Origin of the sequence: Pseudomonas sp. MYb13 (assembly GCF_002980075.1) — a bacterium.
GTDB lineage: Bacteria > Pseudomonadota > Gammaproteobacteria > Pseudomonadales > Pseudomonadaceae > Aquipseudomonas > Aquipseudomonas lurida.
In genome coordinates, this window is sequence record NZ_PCQI01000001.1 from 612,990 (window position 1) to 638,892 (window position 25,903).

22 protein-coding genes are annotated in these 25,903 nt (G+C 61.5%); 16 read left to right on the forward strand and 6 right to left on the reverse strand.

Annotated elements, in window-relative coordinates; genetic code table 11:
• Positions 1 to 19: 19 nt before the first annotated feature.
• Positions 20 to 964: a choline ABC transporter substrate-binding protein gene (locus CQ002_RS02880; RefSeq protein WP_034109808.1), complete on the reverse strand. Its 945-nt coding sequence runs from the start codon at positions 962 to 964 to the stop codon at positions 20 to 22.
• Between the two features lie 207 nt (positions 965 to 1,171).
• On the opposite strand from CQ002_RS02880, the gene CQ002_RS02885 reads away from it, so the two are divergent.
• Positions 1,172 to 2,116, forward strand: a complete 945-nt coding sequence (locus CQ002_RS02885; protein WP_034109806.1) for a GlxA family transcriptional regulator — start codon at positions 1,172 to 1,174, stop codon at positions 2,114 to 2,116.
• A 68-nt stretch (positions 2,117 to 2,184) separates the two neighbouring features.
• On the forward strand, positions 2,185 to 3,363 hold the full coding sequence (locus CQ002_RS02890) for an AAA family ATPase (protein ID WP_034109804.1): 1,179 nt from the start codon (positions 2,185 to 2,187) through the stop codon (positions 3,361 to 3,363).
• Positions 3,364 to 3,487: 124 nt separating this feature from the next.
• Here the strand turns inward: CQ002_RS02890 and CQ002_RS02895 are convergent, their stop codons facing one another.
• A complete protein-coding gene (locus CQ002_RS02895; protein WP_098467490.1) occupies positions 3,488 to 3,904 on the reverse strand; it encodes a DUF3010 family protein in 417 nt (138 codons plus the stop codon).
• Positions 3,905 to 3,945: 41 nt separating this feature from the next.
• Positions 3,946 to 4,347 carry a lysozyme inhibitor LprI family protein gene (locus tag CQ002_RS02900; RefSeq protein WP_034109800.1) on the reverse strand — a complete coding sequence of 134 codons (402 nt, stop codon included), beginning with the start codon at positions 4,345 to 4,347 and terminating at the stop codon, positions 3,946 to 3,948.
• Positions 4,348 to 4,566: 219 nt separating this feature from the next.
• Here CQ002_RS02900 and CQ002_RS02905 point away from each other — a divergent pair, with 219 nt between their 5' ends.
• From CQ002_RS02905 to CQ002_RS02930, 6 genes are all read left to right on the forward strand, one after another.
• Complete coding sequence (locus CQ002_RS02905) at positions 4,567 to 5,544, forward strand: dipeptidase (protein ID WP_015886257.1); 978 nt, start codon at positions 4,567 to 4,569, stop codon at positions 5,542 to 5,544.
• Positions 5,545 to 5,620: 76 nt separating this feature from the next.
• On the forward strand, positions 5,621 to 6,151 hold the full coding sequence (locus CQ002_RS02910) for a DUF5943 domain-containing protein (RefSeq protein WP_008033249.1): 531 nt from the start codon (positions 5,621 to 5,623) through the stop codon (positions 6,149 to 6,151).
• Positions 6,152 to 6,166: 15 nt separating this feature from the next.
• Positions 6,167 to 8,227 carry a dimethylglycine demethylation protein DgcA gene (dgcA, locus tag CQ002_RS02915; protein WP_105162980.1) on the forward strand — a complete coding sequence of 687 codons (2,061 nt, stop codon included), beginning with the start codon at positions 6,167 to 6,169 and terminating at the stop codon, positions 8,225 to 8,227.
• A 184-nt stretch (positions 8,228 to 8,411) separates the two neighbouring features.
• Complete coding sequence (dgcB, locus tag CQ002_RS02920; protein WP_105162979.1) at positions 8,412 to 10,367, forward strand: dimethylglycine demethylation protein DgcB; 1,956 nt, start codon at positions 8,412 to 8,414, stop codon at positions 10,365 to 10,367.
• Positions 10,367 to 11,587 carry an electron transfer flavoprotein subunit alpha/FixB family protein gene (locus CQ002_RS02925; RefSeq protein ID WP_105162978.1) on the forward strand — a complete coding sequence of 407 codons (1,221 nt, stop codon included), beginning with the start codon at positions 10,367 to 10,369 and terminating at the stop codon, positions 11,585 to 11,587. The genes dgcB and CQ002_RS02925 overlap by 1 nt, the downstream gene beginning before the upstream one ends.
• 10 nt (positions 11,588 to 11,597) lie before the next feature.
• Positions 11,598 to 12,368: an electron transfer flavoprotein subunit beta gene (locus CQ002_RS02930; protein WP_105162977.1), complete on the forward strand. Its 771-nt coding sequence runs from the start codon at positions 11,598 to 11,600 to the stop codon at positions 12,366 to 12,368.
• Positions 12,369 to 13,145: 777 nt separating this feature from the next.
• Here the strand turns inward: CQ002_RS02930 and gbcA are convergent.
• Positions 13,146 to 14,441 (reverse strand): glycine-betaine demethylase subunit GbcA, encoded by a 1,296-nt coding sequence (gbcA, locus tag CQ002_RS02935; RefSeq protein WP_034109788.1) that lies wholly within the window; start codon positions 14,439 to 14,441, stop codon positions 13,146 to 13,148.
• A 281-nt stretch (positions 14,442 to 14,722) separates the two neighbouring features.
• Between gbcA and gbcB the strand changes: the two genes are divergently transcribed.
• A complete protein-coding gene (gene gbcB / locus CQ002_RS02945) occupies positions 14,723 to 15,823 on the forward strand; it encodes a glycine-betaine demethylase subunit GbcB (RefSeq protein WP_034109786.1) in 1,101 nt (366 codons plus the stop codon).
• A 51-nt stretch (positions 15,824 to 15,874) separates the two neighbouring features.
• Here the strand turns inward: gbcB and CQ002_RS02950 are convergent, their stop codons facing one another.
• Together CQ002_RS02950 and CQ002_RS02955 are read right to left on the reverse strand one after the other, a co-directional pair.
• Positions 15,875 to 16,075: a hypothetical protein gene (locus CQ002_RS02950; RefSeq protein ID WP_105162976.1), complete on the reverse strand. Its 201-nt coding sequence runs from the start codon at positions 16,073 to 16,075 to the stop codon at positions 15,875 to 15,877.
• Between the two features lie 176 nt (positions 16,076 to 16,251).
• Positions 16,252 to 17,292 carry a low specificity L-threonine aldolase gene (locus CQ002_RS02955; RefSeq protein WP_025858783.1) on the reverse strand — a complete coding sequence of 347 codons (1,041 nt, stop codon included), beginning with the start codon at positions 17,290 to 17,292 and terminating at the stop codon, positions 16,252 to 16,254.
• Between the two features lie 90 nt (positions 17,293 to 17,382).
• Here CQ002_RS02955 and CQ002_RS02960 point away from each other — a divergent pair, with 90 nt between their 5' ends.
• The 7 genes from CQ002_RS02960 (at position 17,383) to purU (ending at position 25,772) form a co-directional block, all read left to right on the forward strand.
• On the forward strand, positions 17,383 to 18,111 hold the full coding sequence (locus tag CQ002_RS02960) for a TraX family protein (RefSeq protein ID WP_105162975.1): 729 nt from the start codon (positions 17,383 to 17,385) through the stop codon (positions 18,109 to 18,111).
• A gap of 170 nt (positions 18,112 to 18,281) precedes the next feature.
• Complete coding sequence (glyA, locus tag CQ002_RS02965) at positions 18,282 to 19,535, forward strand: serine hydroxymethyltransferase (protein WP_034109781.1); 1,254 nt, start codon at positions 18,282 to 18,284, stop codon at positions 19,533 to 19,535.
• A 22-nt stretch (positions 19,536 to 19,557) separates the two neighbouring features.
• Positions 19,558 to 20,808 (forward strand): sarcosine oxidase subunit beta, encoded by a 1,251-nt coding sequence (locus CQ002_RS02970; protein WP_010207084.1) that lies wholly within the window; start codon positions 19,558 to 19,560, stop codon positions 20,806 to 20,808.
• Between the two features lie 15 nt (positions 20,809 to 20,823).
• Positions 20,824 to 21,126, forward strand: a complete 303-nt coding sequence (locus CQ002_RS02975; protein WP_034109779.1) for a sarcosine oxidase subunit delta — start codon at positions 20,824 to 20,826, stop codon at positions 21,124 to 21,126.
• Entirely contained in the window at positions 21,123 to 24,140 is a 3,018-nt protein-coding gene (locus CQ002_RS02980) for a sarcosine oxidase subunit alpha (protein ID WP_069078443.1), read from the forward strand. Before CQ002_RS02975 ends, CQ002_RS02980 begins: the two co-directional genes overlap by 4 nt.
• 132 nt (positions 24,141 to 24,272) lie before the next feature.
• Positions 24,273 to 24,905, forward strand: a complete 633-nt coding sequence (locus CQ002_RS02985) for a sarcosine oxidase subunit gamma (protein WP_034109775.1) — start codon at positions 24,273 to 24,275, stop codon at positions 24,903 to 24,905.
• 9 nt (positions 24,906 to 24,914) lie between these two features.
• Entirely contained in the window at positions 24,915 to 25,772 is an 858-nt protein-coding gene (gene purU / locus CQ002_RS02990) for a formyltetrahydrofolate deformylase (RefSeq protein ID WP_105162974.1), read from the forward strand.
• Positions 25,773 to 25,903 lie beyond the last annotated feature (131 nt).

Below are 25,903 nucleotides of genomic sequence, written 5' to 3' on the forward strand. Positions count from 1 at the left end.
GCGGTGATTCGCAAAAAGGTTATTTGCTGGTTAATTGCAGGTTGGCCGCTGCCGGCTTGCCGTCGAAGGTGGTCACACCTTCCAACCAGCGGGCCTGGTCCTGGGGGTGGTCCTTGAGCCACTGCTTGGCGGACTCGAGGGCGTCCTTGTGATCCAGCAACGGCTGCATCATCCGGCTCTCGTCGGCGGCGGTGAAGGTCAGGTTGGTCAGCAGCTTGTGCACGTTGGGGCACTGCTCGGCGTAGTTCGGCGCGGTGACGCTCCACACGGTGGCCATGCCTTCATTCGGGCCCAGGGCATCGTCGCTGCCGGTGAGGTACGTCATGGCGACGTTGACGTTCATCGGGTGCGGCGCCCAGCCGAAGAACACCACGGCTTCCTTGCGACGAACCGCACGGTCGACGGCGGCGAGCATGCCGGCTTCACTGGATTCCACCAGTTGGAACTTGCCCAGGCCGAACTGGTTCTTGGCGATCATCGCCTTGATCTGGGTATTGGCACCCGAGCCTGGCTCGATGCCGTAGATCTTGCCGCCCAGTTCTTTCTCGAACTTGGCGATGTCGGCGAAGGTTTTCAGGCCTTTGTCCGCCAGATAGGTGGGCACGGCGAGGGTGGCGCGCGCGTCTTCCAGGCTGGGTTTGTCGAGGACCTTGACTTGCTTGGCGTCGACGAACGGCGTGATGGTCTGGGTCATCAGCGGGTTCCAGTAGCCGAGGAACAAGTCCAGGCGCTGGTCGCGGATACCGGCAAAGATGATTTGCTGGGAGGCACTGGTTTGCTTGGTCTTGTAGCCGAGGCCGTCGAGCAACACTTGGGTCATGGCGCTGGTGGCGATTACGTCGGTCCAGTTCACCACGCCCATGCGCACGTTCTGGCAAGATGCCGCGTCGGCAGCCAGTACGTTCGTGCTCAAGATGGCGCTGGCGCTGAGTGCGAGTACACAGCGGCTGATCAGTCGGTTCATGGTGGATCCCTCGGCAGGTCATTATTGTGGGGGCCGGCGTCTTTATGCGCCGTGAGGCTGATGTTGCGGGTTTAAGTTACGTAGCTTTGGAGGCGACAAAACGCACGGCGGCGACCAGCTCTTGCACTGCAGCGACCTGCCCCCTTGAATCCACCCGAGAACGGGAGTATCACAGTGCCACGCTGCCCGTCCGACGAGAGCGCCACCATGTCCCAGGATTTCTACTTTCTGCTGATGCCGGGCTTCTCGGCGATCGGCTTTATCTCTGCGCTGGAGCCGCTGCGGGTGGCCAACCGCTTCCGTGGCGAGCTGTACCGCTGGCACGTGTTGAGCGCCGATGGCGGCGCGGTATTGGCGAGCAATGGCATGTCGGTGAACGCCGACGCCGCGCTGGAACCCTTGAAAAAGGGCGCGACGTTGTTGGTGGTGGCGGGCTTCGAACCCCTGCAGTTCGCCACCCCTGCGCTGGAGCACTGGCTACGCCGCCTTGATCACGATGGGGTGACCCTCGGCGCCATCGACACCGGTGCCTGTGTGCTGGCTGAAGCCGGCCTGCTCGACGGCCACCGCCTGACCCTGCACTGGGAGGCCATCGACGCGTTCAAGGAGTCGTATCCACACTTGGCCGTGACCCAGGAACTGTTCGAGATCGATCGCCGTCGCATCACCTGCGCCGGCGGCACTGCGTCCATCGACCTGATGCTCGACCTGATCGCCCAGGCTCATGGCCCCGACCTGGCGATCCAGGTCTCCGAACAATTCGTACTCGGCCGCATCCGCCCACGCAAAGACCACCAGCGCATGCAGATCGCCACGCGCTATGGCATCAACAACAAGAAACTGGTGCAGGTGATCGGCGAAATGGAGCAGCACACCGAGCCGCCGCTGAGCACATTGGCCCTGGCCGAAGCGATCAAAGTCACCCGGCGCCAGTTGGAGCGCCTGTTTCGCCTGCACCTGAACGATACCCCGAGCAACTTCTACCTCGGCCTGCGCCTGGAGAAAGCCCGGCAACTGCTGCGCCAGAGCGACATGAGCGTGCTGGAGGTGAGTATTGCGTGCGGGTTTGAATCGCCGTCTTATTTCACCCGAAGTTATCGGGCGAGGTTTGCCAAGTGCCCGAGGGAGGACCGGCGACGGGAGGTGGTTTGACGATCAATTATAGTCAATTATACTCACGACTATAATTTATAGTTCTCCAAATAATTGAGTATAAAACCATGTCCAAGCACAGCGGCTTTGTATTCCGGCGTCCCGCCCTGGCGAGCAGTATTGCCGACGGCCTGGTGGGGGCTGGTATCCAGGATTTCACCTCTGGGCTGTTTCTCGCGGCGCCGCGTCGCACGGGCAAAAGTACTTTTTTGCGTGAAGACCTGATCCCGGAGTGTCAGCTGCGGGGTTGGCTGGCGGTGTATGTGGATCTCTGGGCCGATAAAGAGAAAGATCCGGCGGAGCTGATCTCCAGCGCGATTGCCTCTGCGCTGGTGCCCTATGAAAAGGGCATTCGCAAGCTGGCCAAGAACATCGGTATCGAGAAACTAAGCTTTCTGCGCACGCTCTCCTGGGACTTTACCAAACCACAATTGCCTGTCGGCGCAACGCTGACCCAAGCCTTGGAACTGCTCCACAGCGTGGCGGAAAAGCCCGTCGTGCTGGTGATTGACGAAGCGCAGCACGCCTTGACCACCGAGTCGGGTATCAACGCGATGTTCGCGTTGAAGGCCGCCCGCGATCAGCTCAACCAAGGGCGTGACGAGGAGGGCAGTGGTTTGCGGCTGGTGTTTACCGGCTCCAACCGCGACAAGCTGGCGCATTTGGTATTGGGCAAAAGCCAGCCGTTCTTCGGCTCCAGCATCACCCCGTTCCCCTTGCTGGGCAAAGAGTTCACCCAGGCGTACACCGCGCACCTCAACGCGCACCTGGCCCAGACCAATCAATTCAACGCTGCAGACATTGATGAGGCGTTCGAGTTGGTAGGTCGGCGTCCCGAGATGCTGCGCACGATCATTGGTGAAGTGGCACTGGAGTTGGGTGAGGCCAGCAACCTGGGCCAACTGCTGCACAGTCGCGCCGAACTGCTGCGCGCAGGCGTGTGGACCGAATTCGAAAGCGCCTGGAACAACCTCACCATTCCCCAGCGTGCCGTACTGGAAGTGATGGTGGAGCGCTCGAAAAACAACGAACCCTTCGCGCCGTTCACCGACAGCACCCTTACTGCAGTCAGCAAAGCACTGAAGGACATGGGCAGCGACGTGGTGCCGGGCACCCAGACAATTCAGGCCTGTATAGATGCCCTGCGCGACAAGGAACTGGTGTGGAAGTCGAGCCGGGGCGGTTATGCGCTGGAGGACAAAACCTTCGGGGACTGGCTGCAACACAAGAGCCGTGCACCTGACTAGGGAACAGCTCAATCAAATGTGGGAGCTCGCTTGCCTGCGATAGCGGTGGGTCAGCACGATGGGTGTCGACTGATGTACCGCCATCGCAGGCAAGCCAGCTCCCGCAGGGGACAAGTGGCGTTGCTTATTTTTTTACCAAGGCCGAACACGCCGCCTTGTAGGCCTCATGCTGGTACTTGTTCAGCGTCGCCGGCAGCTCAAAGGTGTGCTTCTTGTTCTGTGCATTAAGGGTCTGTGGCGACAGCAGTGTCACCTCAACCCCGTCCAGCAACTGAAACACCCCTTCAATCTTGAACGTGGTCGGGCCACCGGCGAATTCGCCTTTCTTGCTGCGCTTCTTGATCGCGATACGCTCGATGGCGTTTTCCTGCACGAAAGCCTTCACGTGGGCCGCGAAGGCTTTGACGTTAGCGGCCTCATCGTCGTCTTCCAAAGCGATTTTCTTGGTCGCCAGGGCGACATGGCTCAGCGCCTGGTTGTCCAGGGAGGCGACGGCGATGATGGCTTCGCTGCCTTTGATTTCGATGCCGCAAGTCTTCATGAATAGCCTTTGTCCAGAGAGAAAGTGGCGGGGATTGTCGCTTATTCCTGCCCGATCGACTCCAGAAACTCCGACCGCTCATCACTCATCCGCGCCAGGCAGTCGTTCTGCGCAATCGCATAGGCCTTGGTGCCGTTCACCGCCGGGAAGGTGTCCACGGCGCAATCGGCGTCGCGCAGTTTTTCCCACTTCTGCTGGGCATCCTTCAGACGAGCGGTAATGTCCGCCAGCTTGGTCTTGTCACTGCCATAGGTCGAACCCATGCGTTCCAGCAGGCCCTGATAGTTATCCTTGAGCAGTTGCTCGGCGGTGGTTTTGTTGTAGGTGGCGCATTCCAGGGTTTGCTTGTCGTTTTCGATGCCATCGCACGGCGTGCTGTCGGTGTCTTCGGCCGCGTGGACGCCGGTTGCGATGAGTGCCAAAGCCAGGAAAATCGATTTCATTGCGCCGTCTCATATCAGGTGATGCGGGAATTCTGGCTCAAGCGTAAGACAAAGAACAGCCGCCAGTCAGACCTCTCTTAACAGCCTTTGTCGCGGATTGACGCTTTCGGCAATTCCCCTGTCGTTTTTGCACCCGGCTCTGTCGTCCCCTGGGCATATGCTGGCCCCAAAGCGCCGGCAGACGATTCGGCGCATGAATCGCCAATAAGGGGACGCCTGATGAGCCCAGCCGAATTGCACGCCGACAGCATCGTTATCGACGGGCTGATTATTGCCAAGTGGAACCGCGACCTGTTCGAGGACATGCGCAAAGGTGGCCTCACCGCTGCCAACTGCACGGTGTCGGTGTGGGAAGGGTTCCAGGCCACCATCAACAATATCGTGGCCAGCCAGACCCTGATCCGTGAAAACAGCGACCTGGTGATCCCGGTGAAAACCACCGCGGATATCCGCAAAGCCAAGGAGCAGGGCAAGACCGGCATCATCTTCGGCTTCCAGAACGCGCATGCCTTCGAAGACCAGCTCGGCTATGTCGAGATCTTCAAGCAGCTCGGCGTGGGTGTGGTGCAGATGTGCTACAACACCCAGAACCTGGTCGGCACCGGTTGCTACGAGCGCGATGGCGGCTTGTCGGGCTTCGGTCGCGAGGTCGTCGGCGAAATGAACCGCGTCGGCATCATGTGTGACCTGTCCCACGTGGGCTCCAAGACGTCCGAAGAGGTCATCCTCGAATCGAAGAAACCGGTGTGCTATTCCCACTGCCTGCCTTCCGGGCTTAAAGAGCATCCGCGCAACAAGTCCGATGAAGAGCTGAAGTTCATTGCCGATCACGGCGGCTTCGTCGGCGTGACCATGTTCGCGCCGTTCCTGGCCAAGGGCATCGATTCGACCATCGACGATTACGCCGAAGCCATCGAATACACCATGAACATCGTCGGCGAAGACGCGATCGGTATCGGTACCGACTTCACCCAGGGCCATGGCCAGGATTTCTTCGAGATGCTGACCCATGACAAGGGCTATGCCCGCCGCCTGACCAGCTTCGGCAAGATCATCAACCCGCTGGGCATCCGCACCGTGGGCGAGTTCCCCAACCTCACCGAGACCCTGCTCAAGCGCGGCCATCCTGAGCGCGTGGTGCGCAAGATCATGGGCGAAAACTGGGTCAACGTGCTCAAGGACGTCTGGGGCGAATAAGCCACCGCTGACACTTCTTTTCCCCCGGCCATCCGCGCCGGGGGCATCAAAACGAATTTTCTGGAGTTAAGTTTCCATGGCCAAGATCGCCCCGCAATTGCCTATCGAAGTCGACAGCGAAACCGGTGTCTGGACCTCCGATGCCCTGCCGATGCTGTACGTGCCACGCCATTTCTTCGTCAACAACCACATGGGTATCGAGGAAGTGCTGGGCGCCGACGCCTATGCCGAGATCCTCTACAAGGCCGGCTACAAATCCGCCTGGCACTGGTGTGAAAAAGAAGCCGAGTGCCACGGCCTGGAAGGCGTCGCGGTGTTCGAGCATTACATGAAGCGCCTGTCGCAACGCGGCTGGGGCCTGTTCAAGATCCAGGACATCGACCTCGACAAAGGCACTGCCAGCGTCAAGCTTGAACACTCGGCCTTCGTCTACGTGTACGGCAAGGTCGGGCGCAAAGTGGACTACATGTTCACCGGCTGGTTTGCCGGTGCCATGGACCAGATTCTTCAAGCGCGTGGCAGCAAGATCCGCACCGTCGCCGAACAAGTCTACGGAGGCTCCGAAGAGGGCCACGATGACGGCCTGTTCACCGTCAAGCCGTTGTAAGCCGAGGACCGTGCCATGGCTTTCGAAGCAATGTTTGCGCCGATCCAGATCGGCAAACTGACCATCCGCAACCGCGTGCTCAGTACCGCTCACGCCGAGGTGTATGCCACCGACGGCGGGATGACCACTGACCGCTATGTGAAGTACTACGAAGAGAAAGCCAAGGGCGGCATCGGCCTGGCGATCTGCGGCGGTTCCTCGGTAGTGGCTATCGACAGCCCGCAGGAGTGGTGGAGTTCGGTGAACTTGTCCACCGACCGCATCATCCCGCACTTCCAGAACCTGGCCGACGCCATGCACAAGCATGGCGCCAAGATCATGATCCAGATTACCCACATGGGCCGTCGCTCGCGCTGGGACGGCTTCAACTGGCCCACCCTGATGTCGCCGTCCGGCGTGCGTGAGCCAGTGCACCGTGCCACCTGCAAGACCATCGAGCCGGAAGAAATCTGGCGCGTGATCGGCAACTACGCCCAGGCCGCGCGGCGCGCCAAGGCCGGTGGCCTGGACGGTGTGGAACTGTCGGCAGTGCACCAGCACATGATCGACCAGTTCTGGAGCCCACGGGTCAACAAGCGTACCGACGAATGGGGCGGCACCTTTGAAGGCCGCATGAAGTTTGGCCTGGAAGTGCTCAAAGCCGTGCGTGCCGAGGTCGGTGACGACTTCTGCGTGGGCATGCGCCTGTGCGGTGACGAATTCCACCCGGACGGCCTGTCCCACGAGGACATGAAGCAGATCGCCAAGTATTACGACGACACCGGCATGCTCGATTTCATCGGCGTGGTGGGCTCGGGTTGCGATACGCACAACACCCTGGCCAACGTGATTCCCAACATGAGTTATCCACCGGAGCCGTTCCTGCACCTGGCCGCCGGTATCAAGGAAGTGGTCAAGGTCCCGGTGCTGCACGCGCAGAACATCAAGGACCCGAACCAGGCCACCCGAATTCTGGAAGGCGGCTACGTGGACATGGTCGGCATGACCCGTGCGCACATCGCCGACCCGCACCTGATCGCCAAGATCAAGATGGGCCAGATCGACCAGATCAAGCAGTGCGTGGGCGCCAACTACTGCATCGACCGCCAGTACCAAGGGCTGGATGTGCTGTGCATCCAGAACGCCGCGACGTCGCGTGAATACATGGGCGTGCCGCACATCATCGAGAAATCCACCGGGCCCAAGCGCAAAGTCGTGGTGGTCGGTGCCGGCCCGGCCGGGATGGAAGCAGCACGCGTGGCCGCCGAGCGTGGCCACGACGTGACCCTGCTCGAGAAGAAAGAGTTTATCGGCGGGCAGATCACCACAGCCTCCAAGGCGCCGCAGCGTGACCAGATTGCCGGCATCACCCGCTGGTTCCAGTTGGAGCTGGCGCGCTTGAAAGTCGACCTGCGCCTGGGCGTGGCCGCCGATGCCGCCACCATCCTGGACCTGCGTCCGGATGTGGTGGTGCTGGCGGTGGGCGGGCACCCGAACGTCGAGCAGAACGAGCACTGGGGCGCGGCCGAAGGCTTGGTCGTCAGCAGTTGGGATGTGCTCGACGGCAAGGTGGCGCCGGGCAAGAACGTGCTGGTGTACGACACCATCTGTGAATTCACCGGCATGTCGGTCGCCGACTTCCTGGCCGACAAAGGCAGCCAGGTCGAGATCGTCACCGATGACATCAAGCCCGGCGTGGCCATCGGCGGTACGTCGTTCCCGACCTACTACCGCAGCATGTACCCCAAGGAAGTGATCATGACCGGCGACATGATGCTGGAAAAGGTCTACCGCGAGGGCGACAAGCTGGTGGCGGTGCTGGAGAACGAATACACCGGTGCCAAGGAGGAACGAGTGGTCGACCAGGTGGTGGTGGAGAACGGCGTGCGTCCGGATGAAGCCATCTACTACGCGCTCAAGGAAGGCTCGCGCAACAAGGGCCAGATCGACGTCGAAGCCCTGTTCGCGATCAAGCCGCAGCCGTGCTTGAGCGAGGCGGGTGACGGGTACTTGCTGTTCCGCATTGGCGACTGTGTGGCGCAGCGTAATACCCACGCTGCGATCTATGACGCCCTGCGCTTGTGCAAGGACTTCTAGCAAACCACCGAGCCACTGTGTACTCGATCTACATGTGGGAGCTGAACAATGTGGGAGCCGGGCTTGCCCGCGATGCAGGCGACTCGGTCTTGAGTGAAACCGAGGCGATGCCATCGCAGGCACGCCAGCTCCCACAGTGATCCGGCTCCCATGCAAGACCCGCGTGGTCTTTGGGAGCTTCACCATGTTGAACACCTTGCTTCCTATCCTCTTGTTCGCGGCCCTGGGCCTTGCCGTCCTCGGCGCCTTGCGCCGGGTAAACATGTGGCGCCGTGGCCGTGCTTCCAAGGTCGATCTGCTGGGCGGCCTGCTGGCCATGCCCAAGCGCTACATGGTTGACCTGCACCACGTGGTTGCCCGCGACAAATACATCGCCAACACCCACGTCGCCACGGCGCTCGGCTTTGTATTGTCGGCACTGCTGGCGATCCTGGTGCACGGCTTCGGCCTGCAGAACCGCATCCTCGGCTACGCCTTGCTGCTGGCGTCGGTGCTGATGTTTGTCGGCGCCACGTTCGTCTACCTGCGTCGGCGCAACCCGCCGTCGCGCTTGTCCAAAGGCCCGTGGATGCGCCTGCCGAAAAGCCTGATGGCATTCTCGGTGAGTTTCTTCCTGGTGACGCTGCCGGTGGCGGGCATCCTGCCGGCTGATTTTGGCGGCTGGCTGCTGGCCGCGTTACTGGGTGTCGGTGTGCTGTGGGGCGTGTCCGAGATGTTCTTCGGCATGACCTGGGGCGGCCCCATGAAGCACGCCTTCGCTGGTGCCCTGCACCTGGCCTGGCACCGCCGCGCCGAACGCTTTGGCGGTGGCCGTTCCACCGGTTTGAAGCCCTTGGACCTCAGCGATAAAACCGCACCACTGGGCGTGGAAAAGCCCAAGGATTTCACCTGGAACCAACTGCTCGGCTTCGACGCCTGCGTGCAGTGCGGCAAGTGCGAAGCCGCGTGCCCGGCGTTCGCCGCTGGCCAGCCGCTGAACCCGAAAAAGCTGATCCAGGACATGGTCGTCGGCCTCGCCGGCGGCACCGATGCGAAATTCGCCGGCAGCCCGTACCCGGGCAAACCGGTGGGCGAACACGGTGGCAACCCGCACCAACCGATCGTCAATGGCCTGGTGGACGCCGAGACCCTGTGGTCGTGCACCACCTGCCGTGCCTGCGTGGAAGAGTGCCCGATGATGATCGAGCACGTGGACGCCATCGTCGACATGCGCCGCCACCTCACCCTGGAAAAAGGTGCCACCCCGAACAAGGGCGCCGAAGTCCTCGAGAACCTGATCGCCACTGACAACCCCGGTGGTTTCGCACCCGGCGGTCGCCTGAACTGGGCGGCGGATCTGAACCTGCCTCTGCTCAGCGACAAGGGCAGCTGCGAGGTGCTGTTCTGGGTCGGCGACGGCGCCTTCGACATGCGCAACCAACGTACCTTGCGTGCGTTCGTCAAAGTACTCAAGGCGGCCAAGGTCGACTTCGCCGTGCTCGGCCTGGAGGAACGCGACAGCGGCGACGTGGCCCGTCGTCTCGGCGATGAAGCGACCTTCCAGTTATTGGCTTCGCGCAATATCCAGACCCTGGCCAGATACAGCTTCAAGCGCATCGTGACCTGCGATCCGCACAGTTTCCATGTGCTCAAGAACGAGTACGGTGCCTTCAACGGAAATTACCTCGTGCAGCACCACAGTACGTTCATGGCCGAGCTGATCGGCGAGGGCGCGCTGAACCTGGGCCAGCACAAGGGTAATAGCGTGACCTATCACGACCCGTGCTACCTGGGTCGCTACAACGGTGAATACGAGGCGCCGCGCCAAGTGCTGCGGGCGCTGGGCATCGAGGTCAGGGAAATGCAACGCTCAGGCTTCCGTTCACGCTGCTGCGGCGGTGGTGGCGGTGCGCCGATTACCGACATTCCCGGCAAGCAACGGATCCCGGACATGCGCATGGACGACATCCGCGAAACCGGCGCCGAGCTGGTGGCCGTGGGTTGCCCGCAATGCACCGCGATGCTGGAAGGTGTGGTCGAGCCGCGCCCGCTGATCAAGGACATTGCCGAATTGGTGGCCGACGCGTTGCTTGAAGACGCTGCACCGGCCAAAGCCCCTATCAAGCGTCCTATCCAACAAACGTCTGCGCAGGTGCACTGATGAGCGACATTATCCGCCGCGACCCACGGGCCGAATGGATCGCCCGCAACCGCCTGCACCCGCTGCACGCGGCGATGCAGCCGGCCCAACACAGTTGGATGGGGCCTAACGGCGTCATCCGCAAGAACGTGCACGGCGTCGGTTTTATCGGCCCCAACGGCATCAAGCGCATCGACCGCAGTGGCGCCCAGCAGGGCGGTGCGGCCAAGCGCACGGCGGCGGTGGACGTGCAGTTGCCGCTGCATCAGGTGCCTGCGCCTGCGTTCTACATCAACGTGGTGCCGGACATGGTCGGTGGCCGCCTGAGCAGCCATGACCGCGATGTGCTGGGCCTGGCGCGGCAGCTCGCGGGCAGCGACGGTGCGGTGTTGGCGGTGGTGTTTGGCGAACACAAGGAGAACGCATTTGCTACTGCGGGCGTCGACCGCCTGCTGGTGCTGGAAGGCCACGAATTCGACGGTTATTCACCGGAGCAGCGCGTGCAAGGTTTGCGTGCTGTGGATAACCAGTTCAACCCGCGTCACTGGTTGCTGCCGGACAGCCGCAGCGGTGGCGGCGAACTGGGGCGGCGCTTTGCCGCCAGCCTCAAGGAGCGCCCGGCCACACGGGTCTGGCAGATCAAGGGCGACGAATGCATCGGCCGCGCCGGCGCAGGCCAGGAAGACTTGGCCCGGCCCCTGCCGCGCCTGATCCTGGCTGCCGCGGAATGCGCCGAACCGGTCAGCGAGACCCGGCACGAAGTATTGCCGGTGGAGTTATCCACAGCCCTGGCGCGCAGCCTGCCGCGCATTGAGGACCTGGGTGCGGTAGCGGTGGACCCGGGTGCGATTCCCATGGCCGAGGCGGAGTTTATTTTCTCCGGTGGCAATGGCGTGAAGGACTGGGCGCTGTTCCACCAGGCCGCCGCTGCGTTGGGCGCCACCGAGGGCGCTTCGCGGGTAGCGGTGGACGATGGCTTCATGGCGCGTGATCGTCAGGTCGGCGCCAGCGGCACCTGGGTCACGGCGCGGGTGTATGTGGCCGTGGGCATTTCCGGGGCGATCCAGCACCTGCAGGGCATCGGTGCCTGTGACAAGGTGGTGGCGATCAACCTCGACCCCGGTTGCGACATGATCAAGCGTGCCGACCTCTCGGTCATCGGCGAGAGCGCCGCAATACTGCAAGCCTTGATCGCTGCGGTCGAGGCCTACCGCAACGGCGCCAAGCGCGATGCAGCTTAAGGATATGGCCATGACGACGAATGTAATCAGCCTGGTTTCCATCGGTGCCCACCCGACCTCCGGGCGCCCGCGCCGTGCAGAGCAGGACGCGCGAGCGGTTGAACTGGGCCTGCAAATGGCTGGGGATAAGTTGCAGGTGCTGCATGCCGGCGACATCGCCGAACCGGCGCTGCGCAGCTACCTGGGCATGGGCTTGCCGCAGTTGCACGTGCTGGAACAACCGGCCGGCAGCGACGCCTTGCCGGTCCTCAGTGAGTATCTGCGCGATGCCGGTGCCCAGGTGGTGCTTGCTGGCAGCCAGGCCGAAACCGGTGAAGGTTCGGGTATGTTGCCGTTTTTGCTCGCCGAGCAATTGGGCTGGCCGTTGATTGTCGGGCTGGCGCAGGTGGAGTCCATCGATGGCGGCGTGGCCCATGTGCTGCAAGCCTTGCCACGTGGCCAGCGGCGGCGCTTGAAGGTGCGCCTGCCGTTCCTGGCGACGGTGGATAACGCGGCGCCCAAGCCCCGGCAGAGCGCCTATGGCCCGGCGCAGCGCGGTGAGCTGGCCGCCCATGACGTCGAGGTCGAGCAGGACGCGTTATTCACAGGCGCCGTGCTGCAACCGGCCAAGCCCCGCCCCAAGCGCCTCAAGGTGATCAAGGCCAAGAGCGGTGCTGACCGCATGAAAGCCGCCACGGCCAAGGCCAGTGGCGGCGGCGGGCAGGTGCTCAAGGGGCTCAGCCCGGAAGCGGGCGCCGAGGCCATTCTCAAACTGTTGGTTGAGGAAGGCGTCGTACGCTGATCGAATGTGACAGCGGGCTTGCTCGCGAATGCAGTGGACCCGTCAGTGCCTATGTTGGCTGACTCTGCGCCTTCGCGAGCAAGCCCGCTCCCATATTGGTTTTTGCACTGTCCGTGAGATTACCCACAATCCCTGTTGACCCGTCTGTGGATAACCTGTTCGCGGCTGTCCACAGCCCCTTAGAATCAAGCCCTCCAGCCCGCTGTACGAAAAACAACCAGGGTAACTGACGGTTTTTACTCGGTTTTTTCGCGCTGTCCGAGCATTTTTACGCACAGAGTTGCCCCCATACTCTGTTGGCGCTTCTGTGGATAAGGTGTTCGCTATCGGCTGCAGCCCATATAAATCAAGGCTTTCATTTGACTGATCAAAATATGATCAATTTGGGTTATTTATTCACCTGGATCTCTGGAAACCGCGATTTATGAAGCTTTGAAGGGGTTTTCCACAGCGTCGTTCAAGTTGCCCCCAAAGTCTGTTGGTGCTTCTGTGGATAAGGTGTTTGCGTACCTCTGCACGTCACGTAATACAAGGCTTCCAATGGTTTGATCAATAAGTGATCAACCATGGCTAAAAACCCGGTACGCAAATAAGTCACGGATTTTCTTGATTTAATTTAGGGCGTAAGGCGCACTTGCCCACAATTGCTGTGGGTGGCTTTGTGGATAAGTTGTTGGGTAAAGGCTGGAGGGCACGACAGGAGAGGGGTTCAACGGTTTTGATTAAAATTTGAACAGTGCGTGGGAGCCGGCTTGCCGGCTCCCACGGAGGGGAGGGTTACTCGTGAACCGCAACGCCCTTGAGGTAAGGCGCCGGTGCGGCCCCCAGGTTGCTCAACATGCGCTCGCTGTACCAGTCGACGAAGTTCACCACGCCAAACTCATAGGTCTTGGAGTACGGGCCGGGCTGGTAGGCGGTGGAGTTGATGCCGCGCTGGTTTTCTTCGGCCAGGCGACGGTCCTGGTCGTTGGTGGCGTCCCACACCTCGCGCATGCGCGCCGGGTCGTAGTCCACACCTTCCACGGCGTCCTTGTGCACCAACCACTTGGTGGTGACCATGGTCTCCTGGGCGCTGATCGGCCATACGGTGAACACGATGATGTGGTCGCCCATGCAGTGGTTCCAGGAGTGAGGCAGGTGCAGGATGCGCATCGAGCCCAGGTCCGGGTTCTTGATGCGGCCCATGAGCTTGGCGCAGCCCTGCTTGCCGTCCAGGGTCATCGACACGGTGCCCTTGAGCAGCGGCATGCGCACGATGCGGTTACGCAGGCCAAAGCTGGCATGGGCGTAAGGGATTTTCTCGGCATCCCAGGCGGCGGCCGAGGCGGCAACATGGTCCTTGAACGCCTGGTCGGCGCGCGGGTCGGTGACGTCATCCCATTCCAGCAGGGTTTTCAACAGCTCCGGGTGTGACGCGTTGCAGTGGTAGCACTCGCGGTTGTTTTCCAGCACCAGCTTCCAGTTGGCCTTTTCCATCAAGGTGGTTTGCACCGCCACCTTGGTGTTTTCCATGTCGTAGGGTTCCATGTAGTGGTTAAGCGTCGACAGGAAGTCATCGATGGCCGGTGGGTTCTCCGACAGGCTGATGAAAATGTAGCCGCCGGCGGTCTTCACGTTCACTGGCTTGAGACCGTACTGCTTCATGTCGAAGTCGGCGCCCATCTCGGTGCCGGCGAACAGCAGGCGGCCGTCCAGTTCGTAAGTCCACTGGTGGTAGTGGCAAACGAGTTTGGCGACCTTGCCCTTGTCACTGGTGCACAAGCGCGAGCCACGGTGACGGCACACGTTATGGAAGGCATGTACCACGCCTTCGGCGCCACGGATCACGATGATGGGGTTCTTGCCCACTTGCAGGGTCAGGTAGTTGCCCTTGGTGGGGATCTCGCAGGTCATGCCGGCGATCAGCCACTCTTTTTGGAAGATCTCCTGCATGTCGATATCGAACAGCCGCTCATCAGAGTAAAACGGCTGTGGCAGCGAGAAAGTACGCTCGCGCTCTTGCAGCATTTGCGCGGTGGCCTTGCGTGCGGGTTCCAGCGGATCGCCCAAGCTTAAGGTTGCGGTGACGTCCATCGTGTGTGTCCTCAGGGCCATTCGGTGTGGCCGGCGAATAGTGGCTGATCAGGTTTGCAGCAAGGCGTAAAGAAAGCGTCTGTGTTGGGAGCGAGTGTGGGGCCGCCGATGCGGCGAACCTTATCCATGGGCGACATGGCCCAATCTGATCCCGACGCGCAACCCTAGGTCGTTGGGGGCTGGTCGCGATAAGTATGTGAATGTCGCAGATAGGTAAATGGGTGGTTCTTGCGTTACGCAGAATCGCCACCATAAGGCCGACGTCGGCGGTGGAGAACAACATGTCCAGCAATTTCCTGAATCCGGTAACTACCCAGACCTGGGCCAATGGTCGGCACATCGTCCGTTGTGTCAAAGTCATCCAGGAAACCTGGGACGTGCGCACGTTCTGTTTCATGGCCGACCAGCCGATCCTGTTCTTTTTCAAGCCGGGGCAGTTCGTTACCCTGGAGCTGGAAATCGACGGCCAGCCGATCATGCGCTCCTACACCATTTCCAGTTCGCCGTCGGTGCCTTACAGCTTCTCGGTGACCATCAAGCGCGTACCCGGCGGCAAGGTCTCCAACTGGCTGCACGACACCTTGCACGAAGGCCAGGAGCTGGCGGTGCACGGCCCGGTAGGTTTGTTCAATGCCATCGATTTCCCCAGCCCGAAAGTGTTGTACCTCAGCGGCGGCGTCGGCATCACGCCCGTCATGTCCATGGCACGCTGGTTCTACGACACCAACGCCAACGTCGACATGACGTTTATCCACAGCGCGCGCTCGCCCAAGGACATCATCTACCACCGCGAGCTGGAGCACATGGCATCGCGGATCGACAACTTCAGCCTGCACCTGATCTGCGAGAAACACGGCTTGGGTGAGCCATGGGCGGGGTATCGCGGTTACCTGAACCACAAGATGCTCGAACTGATGGTGCCGGACTTCCTCGAGCGCGAAGTTTTCTGCTGCGGCCCTACGCCTTACATGAATGCAGTGAAGCGTCTGCTCGAAGTGGCGGGTTTCGACATGACCCGGTATCACGAGGAATCCTTCGGCGCCACGCCGCCGGAAGCCCGTGCGGATGCCGTGGAGCAGGCTGAACAAGCTGCCGACGCGCCAGAAATCGACCTGGCTGACCTGCATCAGGTGGAATTCATTGCCTCGGGCAAGAGCATTCGCGTGGCCCCAGGCGAAACCGTGCATGCTGCGGCTGCCAAGCTCGGCTTGTTGATCCCGAAAGCCTGCGGCATGGGCATCTGCGGTACGTGCAAGGTGATGAAGCTGGGGGGCGAGGTCGAGATGGACCACAACGGCGGGATTACGGAAGAGGACGAAGCCGAAGGCTACATCCTGTCGTGCTGCAGTGTGCCAAAGGGCGACGTGCGCATCGAGTTCTGACTGTCATGATCCGCGCCGGAGGCCATGAGTCGCCGGCGCGGGCCTTAACAGTTACTGGGCGTAGATATGGACGACGAAATGTTGACCTGATACTGTCAGTTCGTAGAGTTTGTCGTAGATCCTCAACGTCCTCGATGGCTCTTTGATAGTGTCGCCGATTTTTGCGTATTTCCTGAATTCATCCCAATCAATGACGGTGGTGTTGACGGTCCCGTCGCTCTGAAGGGTGTCGCCGTTGCTTTGATATTCCATGATGTAGCCCTCTGCAGGATTTCCATTTCCGACCGAATGTTCGGCAGGCATTCAGCCCCGAAAGAACGCGTCCGTTTGTTCGGGGTGACGAGATCCTATCCAACGCAAGGGGTAGATAGATACTGTCAGAAATACGTACAAACAGTCTCTGCAGAGTCGCTGAAAGGCCCGTCGTTTCAGGCCTCCATCACTTTCCGAATATCCGCTGCCAGTTCTCTTACACGCTCTTCCTCGGTATCCCACGCACACATGAAGCGCGCGCCGCCTTTGCCGATGAAGGTGTAGAAACGCCACCCCTTGTCGGTCAGCGCTGCGATGGCCGGTTCCGAGAGTTGCAGGAACACGCCGTTGGCTTGCACCGGGAACATCAACTCCACGCCGGGAATATCCGCCACCAGGCTGCTCAGCAGCTGCGCGCAGTGGTTGGCGTGGCGTGCGTGCTTGAGCCAGGCATCGTTTTCCAGCAGGCCCACCCATGGCGCAGACAGGAAGCGCATTTTCGACGCCAGCTGGCCCGCCTGTTTGCAGCGGTAGTCGAAGTCTTCGGCTAACTTGTGGTTGAAGAACAGGATCGCTTCGCCCACGGCCATGCCGTTCTTGGTGCCGCCAAAGCACAGCACGTCCACGCCGGCTTTCCAGGTCAGGTCCGCGGGCGAGCAACCCAGGAACGCGCACGCGTTGGAGAAGCGTGCGCCGTCCATGTGCAGGTTCAGCCCCAGCTCCTTGCAGGTCACGCTGATGGCGCGGATTTCTTCCGGGGTGTACACGCTGCCGACTTCAGTGGCTTGGGTCAGGGTGACCACGCGCGGCTTGGGGTAGTGGATGTCCTGGCGCTTGAGTGCGATCTCGCGGATCGACTCCGGGGTCAGCTTGCCGTTTTCGGTGCGGGCGGTGAGCAGCTTGGAGCCGTTGGAGAAAAACTCCGGCGCACCACATTCGTCGGTTTCGACGTGGGCGGTTTCCGAGCAAATCACGCTATGGTAGCTCTGGCACAGCGAGGACAGCGCCAGGGAGTTGGCGGCAGTGCCGTTGAAGGCGAAGAACACTTCGCAGTCGGTTTCGAACAGGTTGCGGAAACCGTCGGCGGCGCGGTGGGTCCATTCATCATCGCCGTAGGCGCGCTGATGGCCCTGGTTGGCTTGTTCCATGGCGGCCCAGGCTTCCGGGCAGATGCCGGAATAGTTGTCACTGGCGAATTGTTGGCTCTTGTCGGTCATGGCCCATTCCTGTGGTCGATGTTGGTGCGCACTGTAACCAAGATTGTCGCGGGTGCGCACGCACTGTAAATGCAAAGTCACTGGGGAATTATGCACGGTACTGAAACGATGCCTGTCGGACGCGTCCGTGATGGCGCCCTGGATCTGCTCAAGTGGTTGGCGCTGGTGAGCATGGTGCTGGACCACCTGCGGTATGTCGGTTTGAGCCTGGACGGCCTGTATGTGCCTGGGCGCCTGGCGTTTCCTTGGTTTTGCCTGGCGATTGCGGCGAATCTGCATCGGGTTCGAAGTGCGCCGGTGACGGGCCAATGGCGCTACTTGGGTTGGCTGTTGCTGTTCAGCGTGATCAGCGAAGTGCCTTATCGAATGTTCATCGACGATGCCGATACGTTGAACGTATTGCCGACCCTCGCGCTGGGCCTGCTCGTTGCCCGAGGATGGCAGCAGAAGGCGCTTTTTGATCGAGGATTGGCGCTGATCGCCGTTGTGACGGCGGCGGTGTTTGCCACGCACCTGATGTTCGGTTTCTTTGGCGTGTTGCTGCCGTTGGCCATGCTATTGGTGTTCAGTCGTCCATGGTATTTCAGCGTGTTGCCTGGAGTGGTGTGTGTTGCCGCCAACCAATGGCAGATTCTGCTCAACAGCGATACGCTCGTGGCGACAGTGGGGTTGGCGGCGTGCCTGATTGCGCCATTGGCTGGGTTGGTCTTGTTGCGACATGGGCAAAATGTCTCGCCGCCGGCCATGCGCCGCTGGGCGTATGCCCTCTATCCGCTGCATTTTCTGCTGCTTCTGCTCCTTCGCAAGATCATCAGCTAGCCAGCTCCCACACAAGCTAGCTCCCACATTTGTTTTGTGTCGCTCACCTAATGTCGTAAACGCACCTTTGCGTGGCGTCCGTAGGCATTTGACCTGTCTGCGCCAGCCCTACCATCGCATCAAAGGGCCCTGCACGGGCCTCAACAATACGAAAGGCTGGGAGAGACGCGATGTTCAGCAAAAAAGACCAGATCCAGGGATATGACGACGCCTTGCTGGCGGCCATGAATGCCGAGGAGCAGCGTCAGGAAGATCATATCGAGCTGATCGCGTCAGAGAACTACACCAGCAAGCGCGTGATGGAAGCCCAGGGCAGTGGCCTCACCAACAAATACGCCGAAGGCTACCCAGGCAAGCGTTACTACGGTGGCTGCGAGCACGTGGACAAGGTCGAAGCCCTGGCCATCGAACGCGCCAAGCAACTGTTCGGCGCCGATTACGCCAACGTTCAGCCGCACTCCGGTTCCTCCGCCAACAGCGCCGTGTACCTGGCCCTGCTGCAAGCCGGCGACACCATCCTCGGCATGAGCCTGGCCCACGGCGGCCACTTGACCCACGGCGCCAAGGTGTCGTCCTCGGGCAAGCTGTACAACGCAGTGCAGTACGGCATCAACACCGATACCGGCCTGATCGACTACGACGAAGTCGAGCGCCTGGCCGTCGAGCACAAGCCTAAGATGGTCGTGGCTGGTTTCTCCGCCTACTCCAAGACCCTGGATTTCCCACGCTTTCGCGCCATCGCCGACAAGGTCGGAGCGCTGCTGTTCGTCGACATGGCCCACGTCGCAGGCCTGGTTGCCGCCGGCCTGTACCCGAACCCGCTGCCGTACGCCGATGTGGTCACCACCACCACCCACAAGACCCTGCGCGGCCCACGTGGCGGCCTGATCCTGGCCAAGGCCAACGAAGAAATCGAGAAGAAACTCAACGCTGCCGTGTTCCCGGGTGCCCAGGGCGGCCCGCTGATGCACGTGATCGCCGGCAAGGCCGTGTGCTTCAAGGAAGCCCAGGAGCCTGGCTTCAAGGTCTACCAGCAGCAAGTGATCGACAACGCACAGGCCATGGCCAGCGTGTTTATCCAGCGGGGCTACGATGTCGTGTCCGGCGGTACTGATAACCACCTGTTCCTGGTCAGCCTGATCCGTCAGGGCCTCACCGGCAAGGAAGCGGACGCAGCTCTCGGCCGCGCCCACATCACGGTCAACAAGAACGCCGTGCCGAATGACCCGCAGTCGCCGTTCGTGACCTCGGGCCTGCGCATCGGCACCCCGGCGGTGACCACGCGGGGTTTCAAAGTGCCGCAGTGCATCGAACTGGCCGGCTGGATCTGCGACATCCTCGACAACCTCGGCGACGCCGATGTCGAGGCCAACGTGGCCAAGCACGTGTCTGCCCTGTGCGCTGATTTCCCGGTTTATCGCTGAGCGCGGTTTTGGAGTAATGACTATGCAACGCTACTCGGGCTTCGGCCTCTTCAAGCACTCACTCAGCCACCACGAAAACTGGCAGAAGATGTGGCGCACGCCGACCCCTAAAAAGGTCTACGACGTGGTCATCGTCGGCGGCGGCGGGCATGGTCTGGCGACCGCTTACTACCTGGCCAAGGAACACGGCATCACCAACGTGGCCGTGGTCGAGAAAGGCTGGCTGGGCGGCGGTAACACCGCGCGCAACACCACCATCGTGCGTTCCAACTACCTGTGGGACGAGTCGGCGCACCTGTACGAACACGCGATGAAACTGTGGGAAGGCCTGTCCCAGGACCTGAACTACAACGTGATGTTCTCCCAGCGCGGCGTCTACAACCTGTGCCACACCCTGCAGGACATCCGTGATTCCGAGCGCCGCGTGAGTGCCAACCGCCTCAACGGTGTGGACGGCGAACTGCTCAATGCCAAACAAGTGGCCGACGAGATCCCGTACCTCGACTGCTCGAAAAACACCCGTTACCCGGTACTCGGCGCCACCGTGCAACGCCGCGGCGGCGTGGCCCGTCACGATGCCGTGGCCTGGGGCTTCGCGCGTGCCGCCGACGCACTCGGCGTGGACTTGATCCAGCAGACCGAAGTGATCGGCTTTCGCAAGGAAAACGGCGTGTGCATCGGCGTGGAAACCAACAAGGGCTTTATCGGCGCCAAGCGCGTCGGCGTGGTGACCGCCGGTAACTCCGGGCACATGGCTTCGCTCGCCGGGTTCCGCCTGCCGATCGAATCCCATCCGCTGCAAGCGCTGGTGTCGGAGCCGATCAAGCCGATCATCGACAGCGTGATCATGTCCAACGCCGTGCACGGTTACATCAGCCAGTCCGACAAGGGTGACCTGGTGATCGGTGCCGGTATCGACGGCTACAACGGCTACGGCCAGCGCGGCTCTTACCCGGTGATCGAACACACCATCCAGGCCATCGTCGAGATGTTCCCGGTGCTGTCTCGCGTGCGCATGAACCGCCAGTGGGGCGGCATCGTCGACACCACCCCCGACGCCTGCCCGATCATCTCCAAGACGCCCGTGCCAAACATGTTCTTCAACTGCGGTTGGGGCACCGGTGGCTTCAAGGCCACGCCGGGCTCAGGCAACGTGTTTGCCGCCAGCCTCGCCAAGGGTGAAATGCACCCGCTGGCCGCGCCTTTTTCCATCGACCGTTTCCACAACGGTGCGTTGATCGACGAACACGGCGCTGCGGCCGTCGCCCACTAACAGGAGAAATTCCCTATGTTGCATATCTTCTGTCCTCACTGTGGCGAACTGCGCTCCGAAGAGGAATTCCACGCGTCCGGCCAAGCGCACATCCCGCGCCCGCTGGACCCGAACGCCTGCACCGATGAAGAGTGGGGCGACTACATGTTCTTCCGCGACAACCCCCGTGGCCTGCACCACGAACTGTGGATTCACGCCGCCGGTTGCCGCCAGTACTTCAACGCGACCCGCGACACCCTGACCTACGAAATTCTTGAAACCTACAAGATCGGCGAGAAGCCGCAATTCACCGCCAAGGCCGCTGGAGAGAAGGTATGAGCCAGATCAATCGCCTGTCCAACGGTGGCCGCATCGACCGCAACAAGGTGCTGACCTTCAGCTTCAACGGCCAGACCTACAAAGGCTTTGAAGGCGACACCCTGGCCGCCGCGCTGCTGGCCAACGGCGTCGATATCATCGGCCGCAGCTTCAAGTATTCGCGCCCACGCGGCATCTTCGCTGCCGGCGCCGAAGAGCCGAACGCAGTGCTGCAGATCGGCGCTACCGAAGCCACGCAAATCCCTAACGTGCGCGCCACGCAACAGGCGCTGTACCAAGGGTTGGTCGCCACTAGCACCAACGGCTGGCCGAGCGTCAACAACGACATGATGGGCATCCTCGGCAAGGTCGGCGGCAAGCTGATGCCGCCGGGTTTCTACTACAAAACCTTCATGTACCCCCAATCGTTCTGGATGACCTACGAGAAGTACATCCGTAAAGCTGCCGGCCTCGGCCGCTCGCCGACCGAGAACGACCCGGACACCTACGACAACTTCAACCGTCACTGCGACGTGTTGGTGGTTGGCGCCGGCCCTGCTGGCCTGGCCGCCGCACTGGCTGCTGCGCGCAGCGGTGCCCGCGTGATCCTCGCCGATGAACAGGAAGAGTTCGGTGGTTCGCTGCTGGACTCGCGCGAAAGCCTTGACGGCAAGCCGGCTGCTGATTGGGTCGCCAGCGTCATCGCAGAACTCAAAGCCCTGCCGGATGTGGTGCTGCTGCCTCGCGCCACCGTCAACGGCTACCATGACCATAACTTCCTGACCATTCACGAACGCCTCACCGACCACCTCGGTGACCGTGCGCCGGTGGGTGTAGTGCGCCAGCGTATCCACCGTGTACGCGCCAAGCGCGTGGTGCTGGCGACCGGTGCGTGCGAGCGGCCGCTGGTGTACGGCAACAACGACGTGCCGGGCAACATGCTCGCCGGCGCTGTCTCGACTTACGTGCGCCGCTACGGCGTGGCGCCGGGCAAGAAGCTGGTGCTGTCGACCAACAACGACCATGCCTACCGCGTTGCGCTGGACTGGCTCGACGCCGGCCTTTCAGTGGTGGCGGTGGCCGATGTGCGCCACAACCCACGCGGGGCCCTGGTTGAAGAAGCGCGCGCCAAAGGCATTCGCATCCTCACCGGCAGCGCCGTGATCGAGGCCCGTGGCAGCAAGCATGTCACTGCCGCCCGGGTGGCCGCGATCGATGTGAAAGCGCACAAAGTCACCAGCCCTGGCGAGTGGCTGGAGTGCGACCTGGTGGCCAGTTCCGGTGGCTACAGCCCGGTGGTTCACCTGGCCTCGCACCTGGGCGGCAAGCCGACCTGGCGTGAAGACATCCTCGGATTCGTACCGGGTGAGGCCCCGCAGAAGCGCGTGTGCGTCGGTGGTATCAACGGTGTCTACGGCCTCGCTGATTCCCTGGCCGATGGTTTTGAAGGCGGCGTGCGCGCGGCCAGCGAAGCCGGTTTTACCCCGGTGGAAGGCACGTTGCCAAAAGCCTTGAGCCGCTTGGAAGAGCCGACACTTGGCATCTATCAAGTACCGCATGACAAACCGACTGCACGGGCACCGAAGCAATTCGTCGACCTGCAAAACGACGTGACCGCCGCCGCCATCGAACTGGCGACCCGCGAAGGGTTCGAGTCGGTCGAGCATGTCAAACGCTATACCGCGCTGGGCTTCGGCACCGACCAGGGCAAACTGGGCAACGTCAACGGCCTGGCCATTGCCGCGCGCTCCCTGAACGTGACCATCCCGCAGATGGGCACCACCATGTTCCGCCCCAACTACACGCCAGTCACCTTTGGCGCGGTAGCGGGGCGTCACTGTGGGCATATCTTCGAGCCGGTGCGCTACACCGCACTGCAGGCCTGGCACGTGAAGAACGGCGCCGAGTTTGAAGACGTCGGCCAGTGGAAACGGCCTTGGTATTTCCCACGCAACGGTGAAGACCTGCACGCCGCGGTGAAACGCGAATGCCTGGCCGTGCGCGACAGCGTCGGCCTGTTGGACGCGTCCACCCTCGGCAAGATCGACATCCAGGGCCCTGATGCCCGCGAATTCCTCAACCGCATCTACAGCAACGCCTGGACCAAGCTCGATGTGGGCAAGGCGCGCTACGGCCTGATGTGCAAGGAAGATGGCATGGTCTTCGACGATGGCGTGACTGCCTGCCTCGCCGACAACCATTTCCTGATGACCACCACCACCGGCGGCGCCGCCCGCGTGCTGCAGTGGCTGGAAATCTATCAACAGACCGAGTGGCCAGACCTCAAGGTGTACTTCACCTCGGTCACCGACCACTGGGCGACCATGACCTTGTCCGGCCCCAACAGCCGCAAGCTGCTGGCGGAAGTGACCGATATCGACCTGGACAAGGACGGCTTCCCGTTCATGACCTGGAAAGAAGGCCTGGTCGGCGGTGTGCCGGCGCGGGTGTTCCGCATCTCGTTCACCGGTGAGCTGTCGTATGAAGTCAACGTGCAGGCCGACTACGCCATGGGCGTGCTGGAAAAGATCGTCGAGGCCGGCAAGCAGTACAACCTGACCCCGTACGGCACCGAAACCATGCACGTACTGCGGGCCGAGAAGGGCTTCATCATCGTCGGCCAGGACACCGACGGCTCGATGACCCCGGACGACCTGAACATGGGCTGGTGCGTCGGCCGTACCAAGCCGTTCTCATGGATCGGCTGGCGTGGCATGAACCGTGAAGACTGCGTCCGGGAAGAGCGTAAGCAACTGGTGGGCCTCAAGCCGATCGATCCGACAGTGTGGCTGCCGGAAGGCGCGCAGTTGGTGCTTGATCCGAAGCAGTCGATCCCGATGAAGATGGTCGGCCACGTCACCTCAAGCTATGCGCACAACTCCCTGGGCTATTCGTTTGCGATGGCGGTGGTGAAAGGCGGCTTGAAGCGCATGGGCGAGCGGGTGTTCTCACCCCAGGCGGACGGCAGCGTGATCGAGGCGGAGATTGTGTCTTCGGTGTTCTTCGATCCTAAGGGTGATCGCCAGAACATCTGACAGACCGAGGTGCCTGCATCGCAGGCAAGCCAGCTCCCACCGTTGGAATGCGTTTCCCTGTGGGAGCCGGGCTTGCCCGCGAGAAGGCCAGAACAGTCACTGCAAGACCTACAGAATTCAAACAGGTGCTTTATGACAGCAGCCAATGTTTACCAACAACGCCCCACCACCGGCGCCAAGGCCGAGTCCTCGCTGCACCATGCCGACCTCGCCAGCTTGGTTGGCAAGGGCCGCAAGAACGCCGGCGTGACCGTGCGTGAAAAGAAACTCCTGGGCCACCTGACCATTCGTGGCGACGGCCACGACGCCGCCTTCGCCGCTGGGGTGCACAAAGCCCTCGGCATCGAACTGCCCGGTGCCCTGACCGTGATCGTGCAGGGCGAAACCAGCCTGCAATGGCTCGGCCCGGACGAGTGGCTGCTGATCGTGCCCAGCGGTGATGAATTCGCCGCCGAACAAAACCTGCGTGCCGCCCTGGGTGACTTGCATATCCAGATCGTCAACGTCAGCGGCGGCCAGCAGATCCTCGAACTCAGCGGCCCGAATGTGCGCGACGTGCTGATGAAGTCCACCAGCTATGACGTGCATCCCAACAACTTCCCGGTGGGCAAGGCGGTGGGCACCGTGTTCGCCAAGTCGCAACTGGTGATCCGCCACACGGCGCCAGACACCTGGGAGCTGGTGATTCGTCGCAGCTTCTCGGATTACTGGTGGTTGTGGCTGCAGGATGCATCTGCCGAATTCGGCCTGAGCGTTCAAGCCTGAGGAATACCCATGAGCCGCGCACCCGATACATGGATTTTGACCGCCGACTGCCCCAGCGTGCTCGGCACGGTGGACGCGGTCACCCGCTATCTGTTCGAGCAGGGCTGCTACGTCACCGAGCACCACTCGTTCGATGACCGCCTCTCGGGTCGGTTTTTTATCCGCGTGGAGTTCCGTCAGCCCGACGGCTTCGACGAGCAGGCATTTCGCGATGGCCTCGCCACCCGCGGCCAGGCTTTCGGCATGATCTTCGAGCTGACGGCGCCGAACTACCGGCCAAAAGTGGTGATCATGGTCTCCAAGGCCGATCACTGCTTGAACGACCTGCTGTACCGCCAGCGTATCGGCCAGCTGTCGATGGACGTGGTCGCGGTGGTGTCCAACCACCCCGATTTGCAGCCGTTGGCCGACTGGCACCAGATTCCCTACTACCATTTCCCCCTCGACCCCAACGACAAACCGTCCCAGGAGCATCAAGTGTGGCAAGTGGTGGAAGACACCGGCGCCGAATTGGTGATCCTTGCACGCTACATGCAAGTGCTGTCGCCGGAGCTGTGCCGCAAGCTGGATGGCAAGGCCATCAACATTCACCACTCGTTGCTGCCGGGTTTCAAGGGCGCCAAGCCGTATCACCAGGCGTACAACAAGGGGGTGAAGTTGGTAGGGGCCACGGCGCATTACATCAACAACGACCTGGATGAAGGCCCGATCATTGCCCAGGGGGTGGAGGTGGTGGACCACAGTCACTACCCCGAGGACCTGATTGCCAAGGGGCGGGATATCGAGGGGCTGACCCTGGCCCGGGCGGTGGGGTATCACATCGAGCGGCGGGTATTCCTGAACGCCAATAGAACGGTGGTGCTCTGACTGACGCCTTCGCCGGCAAGCCCGCTCCCAAATCTGAAGGTGTGAACCCGATCAAATGTGGGAGCCGGGCTTGCCCGCGATGGGGGCGTCAGCAACAACGCAAAAACAGCATCTGTACCCGAGCACTTAAC